The following is an 18,976-nucleotide window of genomic DNA, read 5'->3' as shown; positions in this document are numbered from 1 at the left end:
TGGCGGTCGTCCTACGGGGCGACCGAGGATCGCAACCTGCTCCGGCGCGAGACCGAGGGTCGCAATGCGCTGGCTGACGAAGTCGCTTCCGGACGGGCGGCAGTGGCGGTCGTTCTCCGGGGTGACCGAGGATCACAACGTCAGCCGTGCCACCGCAGCAGTCAGCACGGCAGAGTGGCGGTCGTCCTACGGGGCGACAGAGGATCGCAACAGTGAGACGGAGGTGCACACGACGAATGCGACGATGGTGGCGGTCGTCCTCCGGGGCGACCGAGGATCGCAACGAGCGCGGTGCGAGACGTGACGACCCGGCGAGCAACGTGGCGGTCGTCCTCCGGCGCGACTGAGGATCGCAACGACGTCGCCGGCGCACACGGCTGCCGATCGACGCGGGTGGCGGTCGTCTTCCGGGGCGACCGAGGATCGCAACCTGTCGGTGGGTCATGGATGCGTCTCCAGTGGGGCTGTGGCGGTCGGCCTCAGGGGCGGCCGAGGATCGCAACAGGAACGCCCGCAGCACCAGCGACACATCCCCGCCCGGTGGCGGTCGTCCTCCGGGGCGACCGAGGATCGCAACTCGACCACTGCCGCGATGGCGAAATCGGGCCGCCAGTGCCCACTCACCGTCGATGGCGTCCCGGAGCCGGGGCATGATTTCGACGGTGACTCCTTCGGCGATCAGCTCCCGGGCGGCTTTCGCGGCCCAGTAGGGCTCGTCGTGGTCGATGCGGGCGAGGACCAAGGTGTTCTTGGCCAGGACACTCCAGTTGGCGGCCTCCAGGCCGACGTGGGGGATATGGGCCTGGGGGACGGTCAGCGTGGCGATCACGGCGCTGCGGTGCGTGGGGTGGGCGTCGAGGCGGACGTGTGCGTCGATGGGAAGCGGTGTCACCAAGGGGTCTTCTCTCTGCCGGTGGCCGGGTCAAGGGGCCCGGCCACCGGCGGGTTTGCTGTCAGCGGGTGAGGCGTGCGGTGGGTGGCGGCGGAGCCGTGGTGCGCGGCGGACCGGCCCGGGGCGCCTTAGTGGACTCGGTGCGCGGGGGCCGGCTCTGCGGTGCGGGTGAGGTGGCGTGCTGCCACCGGACACGTATGGCGGACAGTCCGGCGAGCGCGCGGCGGCTGCCGGTGATGAGTTGATGGACGGTGTTGGCCTGGTCGTTGGTCAGTACGCCCAGCCGCAGTCCAACGGCGTGTGCCTGGCCGAGCAAGGCCCGTCTCAAGATCCTCTCGCCCCAGTAGTCGGGTGAGCCGACCGGTTCGGATACCAGAGCCATCAGGTCGGCGGGTGCGAATTCTGCGGTGAGCAGCTGCTGGTGCTGGGCCTCCCACAAAACCGTCACCGGATCAACGGCAGCACCGCGGCGGGCGAGGGCGGTCAGGCACCGGTAGAGCTGTCCGTGCAGGGGGAGCGCGAAGTCCTCGGGCTGCAGCCACCGCATGAGATGGAGGCCATCCGGATGCGCGGTCGCGGTGGCGAGCAGCAGACGTTCCTCGTCGAGGGCTTCTTCTCCGGTCCCACGCGGTGGCGGCGGCGCGGCAGGGGTACGGGGCAGGGAGCCGGGGTGTGCGGCGTAGTGCGTGGCGAGTTCGTCGAGGTAGAGGCTCAGGGCATCGGTTTGTGCGAGGACAGTGACGGCCGGGTTCGGCAGGGTGGTGTCGGTGGCGGACTGGCACAGCCGGTCGGCGTGCTCGCGCAGGGTGCGGCGAGCGTGATCGACACGGACCATGCCCGCGTATGCCGTGGCGTGCTGGGGCCGAGGGCAGCTTTGGATGAGGGTATGCAAGTAGGAGGCGGTCAGCCCCGGCGCTTCGCGCCGCGCCCTGCTCAGTACGGCGTCGAGCCAGGTGGCGTCCTTCGCATGGTCCTTCGGGGCGGGGACCGGGACGGTGCGCATTGCGGTGAAGAGCACGCCGTGGGTGTGATTGCCGAAGTGGTGCGGTTCCAGGAGGCCGATGGTCTTCAGGCGGTGGGGTTCGAGCAGGAGGGCGCCGAGCAGAGCTTGTTCGGCGTAGTGCACGGGTTGCGGTGGTGGCAGGTCGTCCAGGTCGTTGCCCTCGTACGGGCCGGCGGGGTGGGGCATCAGGCGGCCAGGGTGAAGTCGTCGGGGTTGAGGGTCTTGCCGATGTGCGGGGCGAGGAGGTGGGCGGCGAGGCGGGGCGGTACGGCGTTGCCGATCTGGCTGAAGACCTGACCTTTGTTGCCGGCCCAGGGGTAGTCGGCGGGAAAGGTCTGGAGAATGCCGGCTTCGCGGGCGGTGATCCGGATCGGCGCCGGGGCGGCCGGTGATTCCACGTCCCGGGCAGGCGGGGCCGGGGGCTCGGCGACCCAGGTGCACTCGTTCGAGCGGTGCCCGAAGAACAGCGTTCCCGCAGGCTCGGACAAGGGCCGGACGGTGGCGTGGGCCTGGTTGTTACTCCGCAAAGACCACGACCAGCCAGGCACCGAAACGAGACGATCCGCTGCCTGTTCGCCCTGGGCACTGGGCCGGGCGGCAGGGTCGGCTCCTTCCCGACCGGAGGGCCGAAGGCGGTTGTCCGGGTGGGGTGTCCAGGTGCCGCGGTCGCGTGCGGTGGACAGTGCCTTCCGGGAGCCGGAGGGGAAGGGCTCGGCGCCGCCGCCGGGACCGCCGCCGGCGCAGACGGTGGGCACGGGCCGGTCGGTGGCACCCCAGCCCAGGGCCTGCGCCATGCTGACCCAACGGGCGCGGCCCGGCCCGAACAGCCCCTCCGGCTCCGCGATTTGGGCGTGGGTCGGAGGGGGTGGCTGGACGGTGCGGACGCGGGAGGCGAGCAGGATCGCCCGCCTCCTCGTCTGGGGAACGCCGTAGTCAGCGGCGTTGAGGATGCCGGTCCACACCGAGAACCCCCAGGCCCGCAGGACGGCGGCGTACTGGCGCCACAGCGGCAGCACGTCGGGTACTTCCTCCATGGCAACCCACTCCGGCTCACCGGCCACGTTCAGGGCGCGGAGATAGCGCATGGGTTCGGCCGCGAGCAAACTGCGCTCGTCCCGGCAGGCGGCCAGGAGACGTTCACGGGAGTCGCGTCCGGAGGCGAGGTCTGCGACCGCCTGGTGGACCAGCGGCTGGTCGATCAGCCCGAGGCGCTTGCCGGCCATCGACCATGCCTGGCACGGCGGGGACGCGATCAGCCCGCGCGTCCGGCCGATGACGGGCCACGTCGGATACAGCGCCACGTCGGTCCGAATCGTCAACTGCCCAGCGGCATTACGCGTTTTGCAGGCCCACTCGTCCCATTCCAGGCCGAGGTCCTGCGCGCCCAGGACGCCCAGGGCTCTGCTCCAGCCGCCCGGCCCCGCGAAGAGGTCGAGTATCAAGCGGCCAGCCCGAAGTCGTCCTGCGCCAGCGCGTCCGCATCCCCGCGGCATGCCCACGGCGAGCAGCCGTCCACGACGCCGTTCTCCAACTCGTCGGCCTCGCCCTCGCCGAGGCGCAGGGCTGCCCGTTCGGCAGCGGTGACGTGGTCGATCGGCGCCTCGCTCAGCGGGACACGGGAGCGGTGCAGGAATGCCTCGCCCAGCAGCCGGTTACCGGATGCGTTGGCGCGGGCGTTTCCCTGCCGGATGGCCGCGTTGAATTCGACGACGTCCGCCCACTCGGACGGTGACGTATCCCTGATGTGCCGCCACTGCGCATTTCCGTGGAACGGGCACCCGAGACAACTCGACTTCGGTGTTTCGGCAAGTCCGCGCGAGGTCAGATAGCGGACGCAGTCCGCCCTGCTCCAGCCAAGGTCAAGAAGCGGGTGCCGATTGTGCATGTACTGCACGTCGGCGTCCTTGGCCCTGTGGAACTCATCGGTGCTGATTCCCACCCACTGCTCGACGAACACCCCCTTGGGGATGCGCGAAGGGTAGGGGTGCCCGAGTAGCTCACGGACGGTCTTCTTTATCGGTTTTACCTTGTATTCGCCGGTGCACTGCCTGCGGGTCATTCCCGGACGCCCGTCCTTGTTCAGGATGTGGAGTGGCATGGAAGCGAATCGGTGATCCGGGTTCAGGGCATCGTTGCGAATGTTCCCGGACGACACGCGCAGAACAGGTATGCCGGCGGGCTTGGCTATCTCCTGTTCGAGGCGGTCGAGATGGGCATATACGGCTTTGGGTTCCCAGCCGGTGTCGGCGAAAATCGCGTAGTCGACCTTCGGGAGGATTCCCTCGGCGGAAAGGGCGAGAAGGGTGCTGGACTGAACTCCCGCGCCCAGGGAAAGGGCGCGGAATCGGGGCTGGTCTGAAATGGTCTGTCCTGGGAGTGGGGTACGGGGGCAGGCCCTCAATGCGGCTGGTGCGTCAGTGGGCTGGGCGGGACCAGCCGGTCGCGGTGTATGGCGTGGTAGAGGGCGGGGATGCGGTCGAGGAGGTCGGTGGCCGACTCGATGAACTGCGGCGGCGAGGGGCCGACGAGGACCACCCGCTTTGAGACGGCGTCGGCTCGGCGGCGCCGGTTCTCCACGGCGCGAGCAAGGGCGGCGGCCAGTTCGGCGCCCGCGTCCTGGGCGGCCTTGGCGATATGCGCGACCCGTTCGAGGAGCAGCAGCTCCGCCGAGGTGGTGTGCGGCCTGAGCTGTGCGAGGTGGCGGAACAGATACAGGGCGGTGTCGGCGAGGTCGTGGGTCTCGGTGATCCACGTGGCCAGCGCGTGCGCGTGGTCGGTGGTGCTGGTGCGCAGGGCCCGGTGCAGGGCCAGGGCGTCGGCGGTGATCCGGTCGAGGGTCTGAGCCGGGGTGGGGCGATCAGGCACGGGGCTCCGTGGAGGTGGGCGTGGGCAGGGCCTGGGCGAACGCGGCAGTCACGTCGGCAGCTCGATCGGGGGCGGTGGCCAGGGCACGTACGACGGGGGTGCCGATGACGACGCCGTTCACGACCGGGGCGACGCGCGCAGCGAGGGCGGGGGTGGAGATTCCCACGCCCGAGACCACGGGCAGCGGGCTCACGGCGCGAAGACGCTGGGTGAAGTCGGCGAGCGCCGGGACGTCGAGCGGACCGCGGTAGCCGGTGGGCGCCGTGCTGGCGGGCGCGTAGAGCCATCCGGAGGCGCCGGCGACCGCGGCCGGGAGGCGGGTGTCGGGGGTGGTGCGCGGGACGAGGCAGGGGGTGCGAAGGCCCGCCGCCCGTGCGGCGTCGTGCCAGCGGACCGCATGGCGGGCGGGCAGGTCGACGACCATCACGCCGGCGGCACCGGCATCCGCGAACAGGTGGGCCAGGTGCTCGGGCCCGTGACGGCGGACGGGCTCCCAGTAGGTCATCACGACGGTCGGCCGGAGGCCGGCGGCATGCTCGACGGCGCGGACAGCGGCATCGAGAACGTTTCCGCGTCGCAGGGCGCGGTGGTAGGCGGCCTGGATTACGGGGCCGTCGAGGACGGCGTTCTCGGTGGCCAGGCCGACCTCGAACAGGTCGGCATCTGCCTGCGCGAGCTGGTCGAGGTGACGGCGCTCGGTGGCCAACGGATGGAGGCCGGCGGGAACGAACACGCCCAGCGAGCAACGTGGTTGGGCAAGGAGGGCGTGGAGGGAATCGGCAGTGGTCAGGGGGAAGCCTTTCCCGGCGATGCTCTCGCCGGAGGTCAGCGGCGGCGCCCGGCGAGTGGAGTCGGGAGCGCGGGCGGTGCGGCGGTGTGTCGCGGTTGCGGGCCGGGCGGCGCGGGCGCGGCGGGAGGGCTGCTGAAGGCGGGTGCGACGAGGTCGAGGCTCTGGGCGACCTGCTGCGCCTGGTCGTGAGCATCACGGAGCCGCTCGGCGACGTCGTCGGGTAGCCGGTCCCACTGGGCCCGGTACTGGTAGCGCTGGATGATCTCGGTGGCGTTGCGCAGCTGCTCGGCGAGCTGTTGCAGGATCGCGGTCTGCTGCTCAGGAGCGGTCGCGGTGTGCGTGGCCTGCAAGAGCCCGTCGAGGGCGGTGGGCAGCGGCTCATCCTCCTCGGGGAGGCCGAAGAGGTGGGCGTGCAGTGCCTGGGCGACGCCCGTGACGGGTCCGCCTCGGCCGCGGTCGCGGTACTGGGCTGGAGCCTGTCGGCGAGCTTCGAAGCTGACGGTCACGTCACGGGGTGCGGCGCCGGGGCAGAGCTGGTCGGCGAGGGCTCGGGCGAGATCGTGTGCTGTGGGAGTGTCGGAGGGCGTCGTGGGACTCCGGGAGTTGAGGTCAGCGGGCCGCGGCTCGTGCCGCGGTCGCGGCTGGTCGGGCGGGTGGGCGTGTTGCGGCGGGTGCGGTGGGGCGGGGCCGGGCGAAGGAGGCGGCGAGGTCGCGGCGCCCGGCTGCGGTGAGGTGGACGCGCTCGTCGCGGAACCAGTCCGGGCAGTCCTCGCGCATCACCAGGCCGCGGCTCTCCAGGGCGCGGATGGTGCTGATGCTGACGCGGAGGTCTTCGCGGCGCAGGTAGGGCTTGTTGCTGGTGATCGCCACGTCACCGCGCGCCACCGCGCGCAGCGTGGTCTCCTGAGTGTGGGACAGGGCGGGTGGCTGGTATTCGGGTAGGAAGCCGCGGCGGCGACGCTCGGCGACGAAGATTTCAGAGGTTGCCAGTGCGTCCGAGGCGCCCAGCGCTGTGAGGCTCGTGACGAGGGTGAAGCGCCGGCTAGCCTCCTGGCGGGCCTGCTGTTCGGTCAGGACGGTCAGGAAGTCGTCGCCGATCTCAATGGGAAGCCCGGCGCGGGTGTTGTCGAGGATGTCGACGGCATCGAGGAGATGGTCGGCTGCATCGGTTGCCAGTTGGGCGAGTTGGCGCACGCGTGCATACACCGCGTGGATCGCGGGGCTGTGGTACATCGGCTGGGCGTTGAGGGTGTGCACGATGGTGAGCGCGGACCGGGCCAGATGTTGTGCCGATTCCGTCTGGGCGTTCAGCAGGGTGGTGGGGTTTGGACCGTTGAGCGCGAACCGAATGTGGGCGTCGTTGAAGCGGGTGAAGTCGGCGCCCAGCGTGAGGAGTTGTTCGGCGGGCTCAAGGGAGGTGGTCTTCTCGGTCAGGATGGCTCCGGAAGGTGGGGGAGTCAGCGACGGCGGCCGGGGCGGTCGAGCTGAGCGAGGGCGTGATGGACCTGGGGATTCACTGCGGTCCCACGGACTGGTGTGATCAAGGCGGTGTGCCCACGGCGTGTGCTGAGGGGGATGTCGGCGAATACCCGCTCCACCGCCATCGGCGCGGTCAGGTGGGAGAAGAAGTTGCGGACGAGGCACTCGGGGGTGTCTTGCGTGAAGGTGGCCAGCGGCGCCCCCTCGAAGTAGACGTGCTCGACCTGCCAGGTGATCTCCTCGCCGGGCGTGTGCTCTAGCCGGCAGTACAGGTCGGGCGAGGTGAGGAGGCTGTCCTCGGCGGTCCAGCTGTTCAGCTCGGCGATCTGGTTCAGCGGCATGTCCGTGATCGGGATGCGGTCGGCGTGACGGGCATCGCCGATCAGCTGGGGCAGTGCCTGGGTGACGGCGGCGACCGCCTCCAGGGGCGCCTGCCTGCTGAACACGGCTTCCCAGTACGGTTCATGGTGGGTCACCGTGAGCCACCGACCGAGCGGGTGCAGCGGGGCGAAGTCGACGAACAGGCTCCCGTCGGGGCTGTCGGCTGTGACGTGCCCGGTGGCGGCATCGTGCTCGTGCTTCCACTCGAAGAGGTGGACGAGGGGGCCGATCACGTCGGCGATCCGGTCGCCGGCGCCTGCCATGTACCGAGGCGAAACCATGACCCGGTCGTCGTGTGCGTACGGGCTCATCGGCGCACCTCCCGCTTCACTGCAACCGTGGGCATGCCGGTCGCCGCGGCTGTTGGTCCGGTGGCCGGCACCGCGGTCACCCTGGTGCGGGACCGGTACTCAGCCAGCGCGCGCTGTCCCTCGGCGGTCACGGTGATGGGCCGGCCTCGGTGGAGGGGAGCGGAGGTGTCGAGGTGGACCAGGCCGCGCTCGTTCAGGGACTGGAACGTGGCTGCGGTGATGATGGTGTTGTCGGGGGTGAGGATGATGGGCGCGCGAAGGTCTCGTGTCCGCATCGTGGCTCCGCCCTTCGCCAGCTCGTGCAGTGCTTCGTACTGGGTGCGGTTGATCTTGTGCGGCGTCTGCTGGGGGTGGGAATCAGCGCGGGCGGCGACGGGTCGCCGGACCGGGCGGCGGGCTGGGAGCCACAGGTGATGCAGGGCGGGGCGCGGCCGGGATGTCCATCGGTGTGGGGATGCCGAGGCCGACGTGGACCGTGAGGCCGTGGGTGTAGGCATGTGCTTCGGCGGCCGTGACGGCGCCGAGCAGGCCGTCGTGCTCCAGACCGGGCGGCGGCTGGTAGGAGGATCCGTCCACGGTGGTGAAGCCGTGCTGTTCCAGGAGTGAGCGGGCGGTGGTGGTCTCGGCTGTCGCCGTCACGGTGCCGTTGGCGAACTGGAAGCGGAGGTCCGGGTCGGCTTCGGGAGTATCGGGGTTCCAGCGCGTTGTCCAGGAGAGGTCGACGATGTCGATGGTGCGGGTCAGAAGCCCGTCCATGGCGTCCCCGGCGCTCTCGTGGGCGTCCCGGGCCGGGCCCGGCGGGAGCAGGTAGAGCTTGCGGCCGAGGTGCTCACGGGGGAGGAATCCGGCATCGGTCAGCATGCGGTCGGCGTCGCGGAGACGGCGGTTGAGGACGACGAAGGTGTGCCCGTCGTCGGTGGAGCCGATGAACACATCGGGGATGTTCAGGAAAGACAAGGTGGTCCAGGAGTGGTTGGGAGTGGGGTGGAGGCTGCTTAGCGGGCCCGGCGTGAAGCGGTCTGTTCCGATGTCGCCACCGGGGGCGAGGCAGAGGCGGACGGATGCCGTGCCGGGGTGGGCGTGCGCAGCGTGGTGTGGGCTTCGTCGAGGGACTGCGCGGCGGCGTGCAGGTGGGTGTTGAGATCTGAGAGCGCGTAGGGGGTAAGTGAGACATCTGCACACCCTGCAAGGCTGCCTTGATGGGACAGAAGACGCCCCGGTCCTGATCACGAGCAAGGCACCGGCGTCCGGCCCGGCGGATCATGGTGAGCTACGACGAGCCGAGTCATCCGATTGTCCACGTCGTCTAGGCGGTAGAGGCCCTGACCTGCGCAAACTCCGCTTCGGTCGTGGCCGGCGGGCACACTCCGACGGCTCTTCCTGACCCGGGCGTCAGGACCGCGTCAAAGAGCCGGTAGCGTGGCCGGGTGAGTGAGAAGACCCTGCAGCACCGGATCGATGGTCCCGACGACGCCCCCGTACTCGTACTGGGCGCGGCGCTGGGTACCACCTGGCATATGTGGGACCGGCAGATCCCCGAGCTGACCCGCCACTGGCGGGTCATCCGCTTCGACCTGCCCGGTCACGGCGGCTCGCCCGCCCATGCGGCGTCCTCCGTCGCCGAGCTGGCCGACCGGCTGATCGCCACCCTCGATGCCCTGGGGGTGGACCGCTTCGGCTACGCCGGCTGCAACATCGGCGGAGCCATCGGCACCCAACTGGCGCTCACCCGCCCCCACCAGGTGACCTCGCTGGCCCTGGTGTCCACTTCGCCCCGCTACGGCACCGCCGACGCCTGGCGCCAGCGCGGCGTGGTCATCCGCACGAACGGGCTCGACCCGATCGCCCGCACCGCGCCCGAGCACTGGTTCACCCAGGGCTTCGCCGGCGCCCAGCCCGCGATCGTCGAATGGGCCGTCCAGATGGTGCGGACCACCGACCCCGGCTGCTACATCGCCGCCTGTGAGGCGCTGGCCTCCTACGATGTGCGGTCCTCCCTGGGGCGGGTCGGGGTACCCACGCTCGTCGTCGTCGGCTCTGAGGACCAGGTCACCCCGACCACCGACGCCCGCACCCTCGTCGCCGGCGTCCCCGACGCGAGCCTGGCGCTGGTGCCCGGTACCTCCCATCTGGTCCCCGTCGAGCAGCCCTCGGCCGTCACCGAACTCCTCATCCGGCACTTCAGCACCGCCTGGCACGACAAGCCGGGCCCTGGCGGCCAGACCGCCATCGGTGCCGCCGCCCCCAAGCCGCAGATCGCGCCCGCGCCGCCCCCGCAGGCGCCGCCGGCCGCCATAGAGTCCGGTCTCGCTCAGCCGGAGCAGGTCCGCGGGGCCACCTACGAAGCGGGTATCAAGGTCCGCCGCGAGGTGCTCGGCGACGCCCATGTCGACCGGGTCGAGGCCGCCGCCGACGACTTCACCGGCGACTTCCACGACTTCATCACCCGGTACGCCTGGGGCGAGACCTGGACCAGACCGGGCCTGGACCGCCGTACCCGCAGCATCATCACGCTCACCGCGCTGGTCGCCCGCGGCCACCACGACGAACTGGTCCTGCACACCCGCGCGGCCCTGCGCAACGGCCTGACTCCCACGGAGATCAAGGAAGTACTCCTGCACACCGCCGTCTACTGCGGTGTCCCGGCCGCCAACTCCGCGTTCGCCGTCGCCCAGCGGGTGATACGGGAGGAGACCACGCCGGAGGCGTGAGCGCGGGGCAAGATGGCCCCATGGAACTCACCAAGAAGACGCACGCCTGTGTCCGGCTGGAGAAGGACGGGCGGGCCCTCGTCATCGACCCCGGTGTCTTCAGCGAAGCGGACGCGGCCGTCGGTGCGGACGCGATCCTCGTCACCCATGAGCACATGGACCACTTCAACGAGGAGCGGCTGCGGGCGGGCATGGAGGCCAACCCGGCGGCCGAGATCTGGACGCTGGCCAGCGTCGCCGAGCAGCTGTCGGCCGCGTTCCCCGGCCGGGTGCACACGGTCGGCGAGGGGGACACCTTCAGCGCCGCCGGCTTCGAGGTGGAGGTGCACGGCCAGCTGCACGCCGTCATCCACCCCGACATCCCGCGCATCACCAATGTCGGCTACCTGATCGACGGCGGTGCGGTCTTCCACCCGGGCGACGCCCTCACCGTCCCGGAGGGCCGGTCGGTCGACACTCTGCTGCTGCCCGTCCACGCCCCCTGGAACAAGGTCGCCGAGATCATCGATTACGTCCGCGAGGTCGCGCCCCAACGGGCCATCGACATCCACGACAGCCTGCTCCAGGACCATGCCCGCCCGATCTACGACTCCATGATCGACAAGCTGGGCGGTACCGATCACGGCCGGCTGGTCCCCGGCACCAGCACCGCACTCGGCTGACGGCCTGACTGTCAGTCCCTCGCTGTAGGTTTACAGACATGCGCATCGCGACCTGGAACGTCAATTCGATCACCGCCCGCCTCCCGAGGCTGCTGGCCTGGCTGGAGAGCACCGGCACGGACGTGCTGTGCCTCCAGGAGACCAAGTGCACCGCCGAGCAGTTCCCGCGCGACGAGCTGCGCGAGCTCGGCTATGAGGCCGCGGTCAACGCCAACGGCCGATGGAACGGTGTCGCCCTGCTGTCCAAGGTGGGGCTCGAAGACGTCGTCATGGGCCTCCCCGGCGGTCCGGACTACGAAGGGGTGCAGGAGCCGCGGGCCGTCTCGGCGACCTGTGGCCCGGCCCGCGTGTGGTCGGTGTACGTCCCCAATGGCCGCGAGGTCGGCCATGCGCATTACGCCTACAAGCTCGGCTGGTTCGAGGCGCTCAAGACGGCGGTCGCCGGGGACGCGGCGGGCGCCCGCCCGTTCGCGGTCCTCGGCGACTACAACGTCGCACCGACCGACGAGGATGTCTGGGACCCGGCCGTCTTCGAGGGCGCCACCCATGTCACCCCCGCCGAGCGCGCCGCCCTGACGGCCCTGCGCGAGGCGGGCCTGGCGGACGTCGTCCCGCGGCCCCTCAAGTACGACCGGCCGTACACCTACTGGGACTACCGCCAGCTCGCGTTCCCCAAGAACCGCGGTATGCGCATCGACCTGGTCTACGGCAACGAGCCGTTCGCCAAGGCCGTCTCGGACGCCTATGTGGACCGCGAGGAGCGCAAGGGCAAGGGCGCCTCGGACCATGCCCCGGTCGTGGTGGATCTCGACGTCCAGGGCTGAGTGGCAGGGCAGGGCCCCGAGGTCACTCCCCGGGGCCTGCCGCCCGTCTCCCGTGCGACGGGCACCGGTGCGTCAGCTCCGCCCCGGTACCAGCGACCGGAGGTCCACCGATTCGCCGAGGGCCTTGAGGCCCGCGTCGCCCGGGTGGAGATGGTCGCCGCTGTCGTAGGCGGGCAGCATCCGCTGGGGCCGCTGCGGATCGCGGAGCACGGCGTCGAAGTCCAGGGTCGCGTCGAAGACGGCGCCGGTGTTGGCGCGGAGGAAGGCGTTGACGGCCTGGCGGCGGGCCTCGACGGCCGGGGTGCAGTCGTGGTAGCCCTCACAGGGCACGACGGTGGCCACCACGACCCGCAGCCCCCGCTCGTGCGCCCGCCGCGCCAGGGCCCGCAGACCGGCGATGACCTCGTCGGACGACGTCCCCCAGCGCATATCGTTGATGCCCTCGAACACCACCACCGTCCGCGCCGAAGGCTGCGCCAGCACATCCCGCTCCAGCCGGTGCTGGGCACTGACCCCGCCGGTGTCGGTGCTGACCCCGTCGCCCGGGTAGCGGTCGGTGACGATGCGGTTCGCCGAGATGCCGTGGTTGAGCACGCCGTAGCGGGGCAGCGCGTGCTGCGTCTGGAAGCGGCGGGCCAGTACGTCGGGCCAGCGCCGGTTGGTGCCGCTCGTCGACCGCACCCCGTCGGTGATCGAGTCGCCCAGCGCCACGATCGAGCCGGGGCCGCCCTCGACCTCGACCCCCGTCAGGAACGGCCAGACGGCCAGCGTCTCCGGGTAGGCCGCGCCCCCGGCGTCCGCGGTGCGGTCCCCGCTGCCCGCCGCGCTCAGATACGACAACTGGGCCGCCTCCTGGTGCACCGGCGCCGCTGTCACCGTCCCCGGCAGATGGATGCTCACCAGCAGATCGGTGCCGGCCGGAACGGCGAAGTCCACGGGATCGCTGAACGCCTCGGCCCCGGCCGCTATCCGGGTCCCGTTGTGCCCCTGCCCGAAGGTCAGCGGTACCGGCCCGTGGTCCGCCGCCGCCCCCGTGCCGCGGACCGCGATGCTGGCCGCCCCGATGTCCACCGGTCCGGCCGCGAAGGTGTTGGCGAGCCGTATGCGTGCCCGTGGCCCGCCCGCGCCGCTGTGCACGACGAGCCGCAGCGTACGGTCCGTCCAGGGCCCGACCGCCCGGTAGCCCGCGGTGCTCGCCGCCCAACTCCCGGTCCGGCGCCCGGTGTCACGTACCGACACCGCGAACACATGGAGCGCGCCCGCCGCCCCGTCCGCCGTGGGCAGCACCACCGAGGCCACCTCCCGCCCGGCCCGCAGCGGAACGGTCACGGCGTACAGCCGAGCCGGCCCGTCCGACGGTCCGTCCGGAGTGTTGAGGTGCGGCAGTGCCACCGCCTTGGTGCTCAGTGGCCCCGACCGCCAGTCGGGCGCGGTGAGTTCATAGCTGCTGCGGGAGCCGTCCCGGTAGTGCACGGTCCCGGTGCCGGAGGCCGCGCCGCCCGTCCCGGTGATCAGAAAGGTGAGCGCCCCGCCCCGGCCGCGGACCGCCACCGCCTGGCCGTCCGCCACCACGTTGTCCGGCGCGCCGGGTGCCGTACGCGGCAGGCCGAGCCGCGTACCGTCGAGCGTCAGGGCGCTCCCCGGCGACCAGCCGGCCGCCGCCAGGTCCTGGGCGGACAGCGAACGGCCCGCACCGTCGAAGTCGGCCGCGCCGGGTGCGGAGTTGTCACTGACCGCCCGGTTGTCGAAGTGTCTCGCCAAGGGCAGCGGGCGGTGCGGAGTCCGGGCCGGGCCGGCCGGCGCGGCCGTGGCCGTGCCGGGGCCGGTGGCCGGCAGTGTGGTCGTGGTGAGCAGCAGTGTCAGGGCGGTGCCCCATCGTCGTACACGCATCGGTCCGTATCCCTCCGGATGGCGCCAACGGGCAGGTGGTGCGCTGCGATCCAGGCCGGTCCCGCGAGGGGCAGAGGCTTCTGCGGATCCCGCAGATCCGATCCGAGCGCCATGAAGCTAGGGAGACGAGGGGGGAGCGTCAAGGTGACGAACGGGGCACGATGGCGCCGCGCGCCTGTGGCCGCGTCCGCAGGTCGGGTGGGACCCTGCGCAACATGAACATGTCTTTCCTGGACAAGTGGCGCAAGCGTCAGCGAGCGCACCGGTCCGTGCCGCTCGCGGAGTCGGTGCGGGCCGACCCCGAGAGCGTCGTCGAGCTGCTGTCCGAGTGCGAGCTGCTCCGGGCCCAGGCGGCCACGGCAGGCGTGGAACTGGACGACTCCGTGCGCTCGTTGGAGCTGCTGGACCAGCTCCAGCCCGTATGGCGGGACGATCCGGAGGTGCTGCCCTGGCTCGGCAACGACGCCGGCCTCTACCTCGGTACGGTGCTGGTCCGCACGGTGCGCGGCGCCGTCTGGCATGTCTGGCCGGACGGACAGCCGGTGGTCCGGCTGGCGTCCGGGCGGGAGATCGATGTGGTGGCGGCGGGCCATGAATGGGCCGACACCGGCGTACCCGAACTGTCCCAGGTCTGTGCGGAGGTCTCCGAGGCCTGATACCGGCGTCGAGGTGCCGGGTGGCGGTCCCGTACCGGGCCCGGGGGACGTTCATCGGTAACCCTGATTTATCCGCCCATCTCCGCCCATCTCCGTGCATGCGTGCGTGTCAGTGGGGAAGTGCCCCATTCGCCCCGGTAGGTTGCGGGCTCTCCGCTGTACGGATGAGAGTGGGCAGGTCTGCATATGGCCGGTGATGCGCTGATTGAACTGCGCGGGGTCAACAAGCACTACGGAAAACTCCATGTCCTCCGGGACATCGACCTCACCGTCGGCCGCGGGGAGGTGGTCGTGGTCATCGGGCCCTCCGGGTCCGGGAAGTCCACTCTGTGCCGGGCCATCAACCGCCTGGAAACCGTCGAGTCGGGCAGCATCGAGCTGGACGGCAGACCGCTGCCCGAAGAGGGCCGGGCGCTCGCCCAGTTGCGCGCCGACGTCGGCATGGTCTTCCAGTCCTTCAACCTCTTCGCCCACAAGACCGTGCTGGCCAATGTGATGCTGGCGCCGGTCAAGGTCCGGAAGAAAAAGAAGGACGAGGCCGCCCGGCGCGCCCGCGAACTCCTGGACCGGGTCGGGCTCGCCTCCCAGGCCGACAAATATCCCGCGCAGCTCTCCGGCGGCCAGCAGCAGCGCGTCGCCATCGCCCGCGCCCTCGCCATGGACCCCAAGGCACTGCTCTTCGACGAGCCGACCTCCGCCCTCGACCCCGAGATGATCAACGAGGTGCTGGAAGTCATGCGCCAGCTCGCCCGGGACGGCATGACGATGGTCGTGGTCACCCATGAGATGGGCTTCGCCCGCTCCGCCGCCAACCGTGTGGTGTTCATGGACGACGGCCGCATCGTCGAGGACCGCACCCCCGAGGAGTTCTTCACCGCGCCGCGCAGCGACCGGGCGAAGGACTTCCTCTCCAAGATCCTCAAGCACTGAACGGGGGCGTCGCGATGCCGCACAGTCACTCCTCGCCCCTGCGCCGCGCCTTCGTGGCGCTCGCGCTCACCGTGCTCGCGCTGGCCCTCGCCGGCTGCGGCCGGGCCGGCAGCCCGCCGGTCAAGGGCCCCAAGGGCAGCGAACTGCCCCAGTACCCGGTCGCCAAGAACTTCTCCCTGCCCGAGTCCCCGACCTGGGTGGCGGCCAAGCGCCGCGGCCATCTCATCGTCGGGGTCAAGGAGGACCAGCCCTACCTGGGCGAGAAGGACCCGGCCTCCGGCCTCTACACCGGCTTCGACATCGAGATCGCCAAGATGATGTCCGCGGCCCTGGGCTTCCCGCCCCGCACCATCGAGTTCAAGACGATCGCCTCCGCCAACCGCGAGACCGCCCTGCAGAACGGCCAGATCGACCTCTACGTCGGCACGTACACCATCAACGACAAACGCAAGAAGCTGGTCGGTTTCGCCGGCCCCTACTACATGGCCGGCCAGTCGCTGCTGGTGCGCACCGACGAGAACGACATCAAGGGACCGCAGGACCTGGCCGGCAAACGGGTCTGCTCGGCGGCCGGCTCGACGCCGTACCAGCGCATCCAGGCCGAGTACCCCAGGGCGGTGCTGGTCGCCTACGACACCTACTCGGTGTGCGTCGACAACCTGCTCACCTACCAGGTCGACGCGGTCACCACCGACGACGCGATCCTGCTGGGCTACGCCGCCAAGGTGCCCGACGAGCTGAAGGTGGTCGGCAAACCGTTCTCCGAGGAGCCGTACGGCATCGGCGTCCCGCGCGGTGACAACGCGCTGCGGTTCGCGCTGGACGACGCCCTCGCCGCGGGCGAGAAGAACGGGCTCTGGCGGAAGGCGTACAACGCGACCCTCGGCCTGTCCGGAGTGCCCGCCCCCAAGCCGCCCCCGATCGACCGCTACCCGGCGACCTGAGCCGGCAAGGAACTGACCCATGAACGTTCTCCTGGACAATCTCTCCCTGTACGGGGAGGGCCTGCTGGGCACCGTCGAACTCACCGTCTACGCCTCCCTGCTCGCTCTCGCGCTCGGCTTCCTGATGGCCGCGTTCCGGGTCGCGCCGGTCGGCTCGCTGCGGGCCTTCGGCACGGCATGGGTGACGGTGCTGCGCAATACGCCGCTGACGCTGCTGTTCTTCGCCGTGGTGCTGGGGCTGCCGCGGTTCGGCCTGGTCCTGCCCTTCAAGCTCTTCGCCATCCTCGCGCTGGGCTGCTACACCTCCGCCTTCATCTGCGAGGCGGTGCGCTCCGGCATCAACACCGTGCCGGTCGGGCAGGGCGAGGCGGCCCGCAGTCTGGGCATGACCTTCCCGCAGACCCTCGGTGACATCGTCCTTCCGCAGGCCTTCCGGTCCGTCATCCCGCCCATCGGCTCCACGCTGATCGCGCTCGCCAAGAACTCCGCGATCGCCGGCGCCTTCAGCGTCGTCGAACTGCTCGGGGTCTACAAGCCGCTCAACGAGATGGGCTACAGCATCATCTGGACCTTCGTCTGGATCGCCGTCGGCTATCTGCTCGTGACCCTGACCATCAGCGCGATCTTCAACGTGCTGGAGAAGCGCTTCGGAGTCGCCCGATGACCACCGCTCTCTACGATGTCCCCGGCCCGCGGACCCGGCAGCGGCACCGGCTCTACGGCCTCGGCGGGACGGTCGTCATCCTCGGGCTGATCGCCTGGATCATCTATCTCCTCTTCGCCAGCGGCCAGTTCGTCGCGGCGAAGTGGACTCCCTTCACCTACACGGGAATTCAGGAACTCCTGCTCCGGGGCCTGGGCAACACCCTGAAGGCCTTCGCCTTCGCGGCGGTGCTGTCGGTGGCACTCGGCGCGGTGCTCGCGACCGGCCGGCTCTCCGAGCACCGGATCGCCCGCTGGGTGTGCACTCTGCTGGTGGAGTTCTTCCGGGCCATGCCCGTGCTGGTCATGATCTTCTTCATCTATGTCGCGCTGAAGGTGGAGCCGCTGCCCGCCCTGGTCGCCGGGCTGACCCTCTACAACGGCTCGGTGCTCGCCGAGGTCTTCCGTACCGGAGTCCACTCCGTCGACCGCGGCCAGCGGGAGGCCGCCTACGCCCTGGGTATGCGCAAGACCCAGGTCATGACGCATGTCCTGGTGCCGCAGGCGGTCCGGGCGATGCTCCCGGCGATCATCAGCCAGCTGGTGGTCGCCCTGAAGGACACCTCACTCGGCTTCCTCATCACCTACGAGGAGTTCCTGCACGCGGGCAAGCTCATCGCGTCCAACCTCGACTACGACCTGCCGTTCATCCCCGTCGTCATGATCATCTCGCCGATCTACATCGGGATGTGCATGCTGCTGTCCTGGCTGGCCAACTGGGTCTCCAAGCGGCAGAAGCGCAACCCCAAGGTCGAGGCCGTCGAGGTGGCCGCCCCGGAACCGGGCACCTTGCTGCCGGGGGGCCGCCCGAAGCCGCCGGCCTGAGGGCCGGGCACCCCCGGTTCAGCGGGCGCTGCGCGCGAGCCAGGGCGTGCGGGCGCCGCGGAAGATCAGCTCCTTGTAGGTCTCATCGCCGGGCAGCGGCACGACCAGCCACTCGCCCGGCGGGAAGAGCCGCCCCTTGACGTGGGCGAGACCGCCGTACACCGACCGCAGAAACGCCGGCACCGCATCCCGGGGGACATCGGCGAACTCCACCCCGTCCACGGTGATTTTCGCATCGTCCTCGGGGAAGAGCTGGACGGTGACCGCGGGCGAACCGCCCAGCTCCGCAAAGGCCTCGTGCGGCAGCGAGCCGTCCGGGTCCAGGACGGTGAACGGCCCGGCGGAGGTGCGGCGGGAGGCCCGGTCCGCGCCGATGTCGTCCGTGACGGTCAGTTCGCGGTGGTACTCGGCCGCGAGGTCACGGAGGGCGCAGACGGCGGACTCGGTCGTGGGCAGATGCGGGTGCGGGTGCGGGTGCGGGTGCGGGTGCGGATCGGATTTCCCCATGCCCTTGATCATTCCCCATGGGGCACGTCCCGTACGCCGCGGACGGAGGGGACCAGGCCGTCCGGGACGAACCGGCCCGGCCCGGCCGCCCACTCCTCGGGCCCCTCACACCCGCCAGACCCCGTCCCGCATCAACTCCCGCTCCGCCAGCTCGTTCACCTCGCGCCACACCAGCACCCGGCGCGGCCGGAACACGAGGAACACCCAGGCATCCCGCCCCCGCGGATCCCAGCCCAGCTTCTTGACGAAGGCCTCCCCGGCGCCGTCCGGCAGACCGTCCGAGGCGATCACCTCCGCCGTGCTCTCGATGAGCACCACATCGCGGGTAGGTCCCAGGGCGACCCAGCACGCCCCCTGCGCCCGGAGGTTGCGGGTCGTCGGGTTCTTCGCCTTGGTGGCCATCCACAGCCGCTCGTCATGCCAGACGAAGGACAGCGGCACGAGACAGGGCGGGCCCTCGCCGGGCGCCGACGACACCCACGCATCCTCGTCCGTCTCCAGCCGCCTGAGCGCATCCCGCTTCCGCTGACCGGCCTCGCGCGCCGGTGGGTAACCCGTCATGCCAGGAGGTTATCGATCACGCGCCGGTGCCGCCTCGGCCCGG

General features: G+C 70.8%; 21 protein-coding genes. 8 read left to right on the top strand and 13 right to left on the bottom strand.

Translation table 11 applies throughout. The features are described from left to right. Window positions 1-953: 953 nt before the first annotated feature. From AB0C46_RS09210 to AB0C46_RS09165, 10 genes are all read right to left on the bottom strand, one after another. Complete coding sequence (locus tag AB0C46_RS09210; RefSeq protein WP_362826966.1) at window positions 954-2,081, bottom strand: DnaB-like helicase N-terminal domain-containing protein; 1,128 nt, start codon at window positions 2,079-2,081, stop codon at window positions 954-956. Continuing rightward, window positions 2,081-3,337, bottom strand: coding sequence for a DNA cytosine methyltransferase (locus AB0C46_RS09205; RefSeq protein ID WP_362826964.1), 1,257 nt, complete (start codon window positions 3,335-3,337; stop codon window positions 2,081-2,083). Before AB0C46_RS09205 ends, AB0C46_RS09210 begins: the two co-directional genes overlap by 1 nt. Continuing rightward, window positions 3,334-4,224, bottom strand: coding sequence for a hypothetical protein (locus tag AB0C46_RS09200; RefSeq protein ID WP_362827025.1), 891 nt, complete (start codon window positions 4,222-4,224; stop codon window positions 3,334-3,336). The genes AB0C46_RS09205 and AB0C46_RS09200 overlap by 4 nt, the downstream gene beginning before the upstream one ends. 68 nt (window positions 4,225-4,292) lie before the next feature. After that, window positions 4,293-4,760 carry a hypothetical protein gene (locus AB0C46_RS09195; RefSeq protein ID WP_362826963.1) on the bottom strand — a complete coding sequence of 156 codons (468 nt, stop codon included), beginning with the start codon at window positions 4,758-4,760 and terminating at the stop codon, window positions 4,293-4,295. Next, on the bottom strand, window positions 4,753-5,550 hold the full coding sequence (gene trpA, locus AB0C46_RS09190; protein WP_362827023.1) for a tryptophan synthase subunit alpha: 798 nt from the start codon (window positions 5,548-5,550) through the stop codon (window positions 4,753-4,755). The genes AB0C46_RS09195 and trpA overlap by 8 nt, the downstream gene beginning before the upstream one ends. A 35-nt stretch (window positions 5,551-5,585) precedes the next feature. Continuing rightward, the gene (locus AB0C46_RS09185; protein WP_362826961.1) at window positions 5,586-6,056 is read right to left on the bottom strand and encodes a hypothetical protein; all 471 of its coding nucleotides are present in this window, start codon (window positions 6,054-6,056) and stop codon (window positions 5,586-5,588) included. A 103-nt stretch (window positions 6,057-6,159) separates the two neighbouring features. Continuing rightward, a complete protein-coding gene (locus AB0C46_RS09180) occupies window positions 6,160-6,807 on the bottom strand; it encodes a hypothetical protein (protein WP_362826960.1) in 648 nt (215 codons plus the stop codon). A 200-nt stretch (window positions 6,808-7,007) separates the two neighbouring features. Beyond that, complete coding sequence (locus AB0C46_RS09175) at window positions 7,008-7,721, bottom strand: DUF317 domain-containing protein (protein ID WP_362826958.1); 714 nt, start codon at window positions 7,719-7,721, stop codon at window positions 7,008-7,010. Then, the gene (locus tag AB0C46_RS09170) at window positions 7,718-7,996 is read right to left on the bottom strand and encodes a hypothetical protein (protein WP_362826957.1); all 279 of its coding nucleotides are present in this window, start codon (window positions 7,994-7,996) and stop codon (window positions 7,718-7,720) included. The genes AB0C46_RS09175 and AB0C46_RS09170 overlap by 4 nt, the downstream gene beginning before the upstream one ends. A gap of 82 nt (window positions 7,997-8,078) precedes the next feature. Then, a complete protein-coding gene (locus AB0C46_RS09165) occupies window positions 8,079-8,678 on the bottom strand; it encodes a hypothetical protein (protein WP_362826955.1) in 600 nt (199 codons plus the stop codon). A gap of 470 nt (window positions 8,679-9,148) precedes the next feature. Here AB0C46_RS09165 and pcaC point away from each other — a divergent pair, with 470 nt between their 5' ends. Genes pcaC through AB0C46_RS09150 form a run of 3 tightly spaced genes read left to right on the top strand, consistent with a single transcriptional unit; the run spans window position 9,149 to window position 11,918 of the window. After that, a complete protein-coding gene (gene pcaC, locus AB0C46_RS09160; protein ID WP_362826953.1) occupies window positions 9,149-10,432 on the top strand; it encodes a 4-carboxymuconolactone decarboxylase in 1,284 nt (427 codons plus the stop codon). Between the two features lie 20 nt (window positions 10,433-10,452). Then, a complete protein-coding gene (locus AB0C46_RS09155) occupies window positions 10,453-11,094 on the top strand; it encodes an MBL fold metallo-hydrolase (protein WP_362826951.1) in 642 nt (213 codons plus the stop codon). A 38-nt stretch (window positions 11,095-11,132) separates the two neighbouring features. After that, on the top strand, window positions 11,133-11,918 hold the full coding sequence (locus AB0C46_RS09150; RefSeq protein ID WP_362826949.1) for an exodeoxyribonuclease III: 786 nt from the start codon (window positions 11,133-11,135) through the stop codon (window positions 11,916-11,918). A 72-nt stretch (window positions 11,919-11,990) separates the two neighbouring features. On the opposite strand, the gene AB0C46_RS09145 is transcribed toward AB0C46_RS09150, so the two are convergent. Next, window positions 11,991-13,808 (bottom strand): SGNH/GDSL hydrolase family protein, encoded by a 1,818-nt coding sequence (locus AB0C46_RS09145; RefSeq protein ID WP_362826947.1) that lies wholly within the window; start codon window positions 13,806-13,808, stop codon window positions 11,991-11,993. Window positions 13,809-14,023: 215 nt separating this feature from the next. Between AB0C46_RS09145 and AB0C46_RS09140 the strand changes: the two genes are divergently transcribed. The 5 genes from AB0C46_RS09140 (at window position 14,024) to AB0C46_RS09120 (ending at window position 17,865) form a co-directional block, all read left to right on the top strand. Further along, complete coding sequence (locus AB0C46_RS09140) at window positions 14,024-14,464, top strand: DUF6278 family protein (protein ID WP_208680284.1); 441 nt, start codon at window positions 14,024-14,026, stop codon at window positions 14,462-14,464. Between the two features lie 186 nt (window positions 14,465-14,650). Further along, window positions 14,651-15,394: an amino acid ABC transporter ATP-binding protein gene (locus tag AB0C46_RS09135; protein WP_362826946.1), complete on the top strand. Its 744-nt coding sequence runs from the start codon at window positions 14,651-14,653 to the stop codon at window positions 15,392-15,394. 14 nt (window positions 15,395-15,408) lie between these two features. Next, window positions 15,409-16,338 (top strand): glutamate ABC transporter substrate-binding protein, encoded by a 930-nt coding sequence (locus tag AB0C46_RS09130; protein ID WP_362826944.1) that lies wholly within the window; start codon window positions 15,409-15,411, stop codon window positions 16,336-16,338. A gap of 19 nt (window positions 16,339-16,357) precedes the next feature. Then, a complete protein-coding gene (locus AB0C46_RS09125) occupies window positions 16,358-17,002 on the top strand; it encodes an amino acid ABC transporter permease (RefSeq protein ID WP_018090409.1) in 645 nt (214 codons plus the stop codon). Next, window positions 16,999-17,865 (top strand): amino acid ABC transporter permease, encoded by an 867-nt coding sequence (locus AB0C46_RS09120; RefSeq protein WP_362826942.1) that lies wholly within the window; start codon window positions 16,999-17,001, stop codon window positions 17,863-17,865. The genes AB0C46_RS09125 and AB0C46_RS09120 overlap by 4 nt, the downstream gene beginning before the upstream one ends. Before the next feature lie 18 nt (window positions 17,866-17,883). On the opposite strand, the gene AB0C46_RS09115 is transcribed toward AB0C46_RS09120, so the two are convergent. Both AB0C46_RS09115 and AB0C46_RS09110 read right to left on the bottom strand, forming a co-directional pair. Further along, window positions 17,884-18,372, bottom strand: coding sequence for a hypothetical protein (locus tag AB0C46_RS09115; protein WP_362826941.1), 489 nt, complete (start codon window positions 18,370-18,372; stop codon window positions 17,884-17,886). Window positions 18,373-18,477: 105 nt separating this feature from the next. Continuing rightward, the gene (locus AB0C46_RS09110; RefSeq protein ID WP_362826939.1) at window positions 18,478-18,933 is read right to left on the bottom strand and encodes a pyridoxamine 5'-phosphate oxidase family protein; all 456 of its coding nucleotides are present in this window, start codon (window positions 18,931-18,933) and stop codon (window positions 18,478-18,480) included. Window positions 18,934-18,976: the final 43 nt, after the last annotated feature.

The organism is Streptomyces sp. NPDC048637 (genome assembly GCF_040650675.1).
GTDB lineage: Bacteria > Actinomycetota > Actinomycetes > Streptomycetales > Streptomycetaceae > Streptomyces.
Note: the sequence above shows the minus strand (reverse complement) of the source record. Positions and strands in the feature narration are given on the sequence as shown.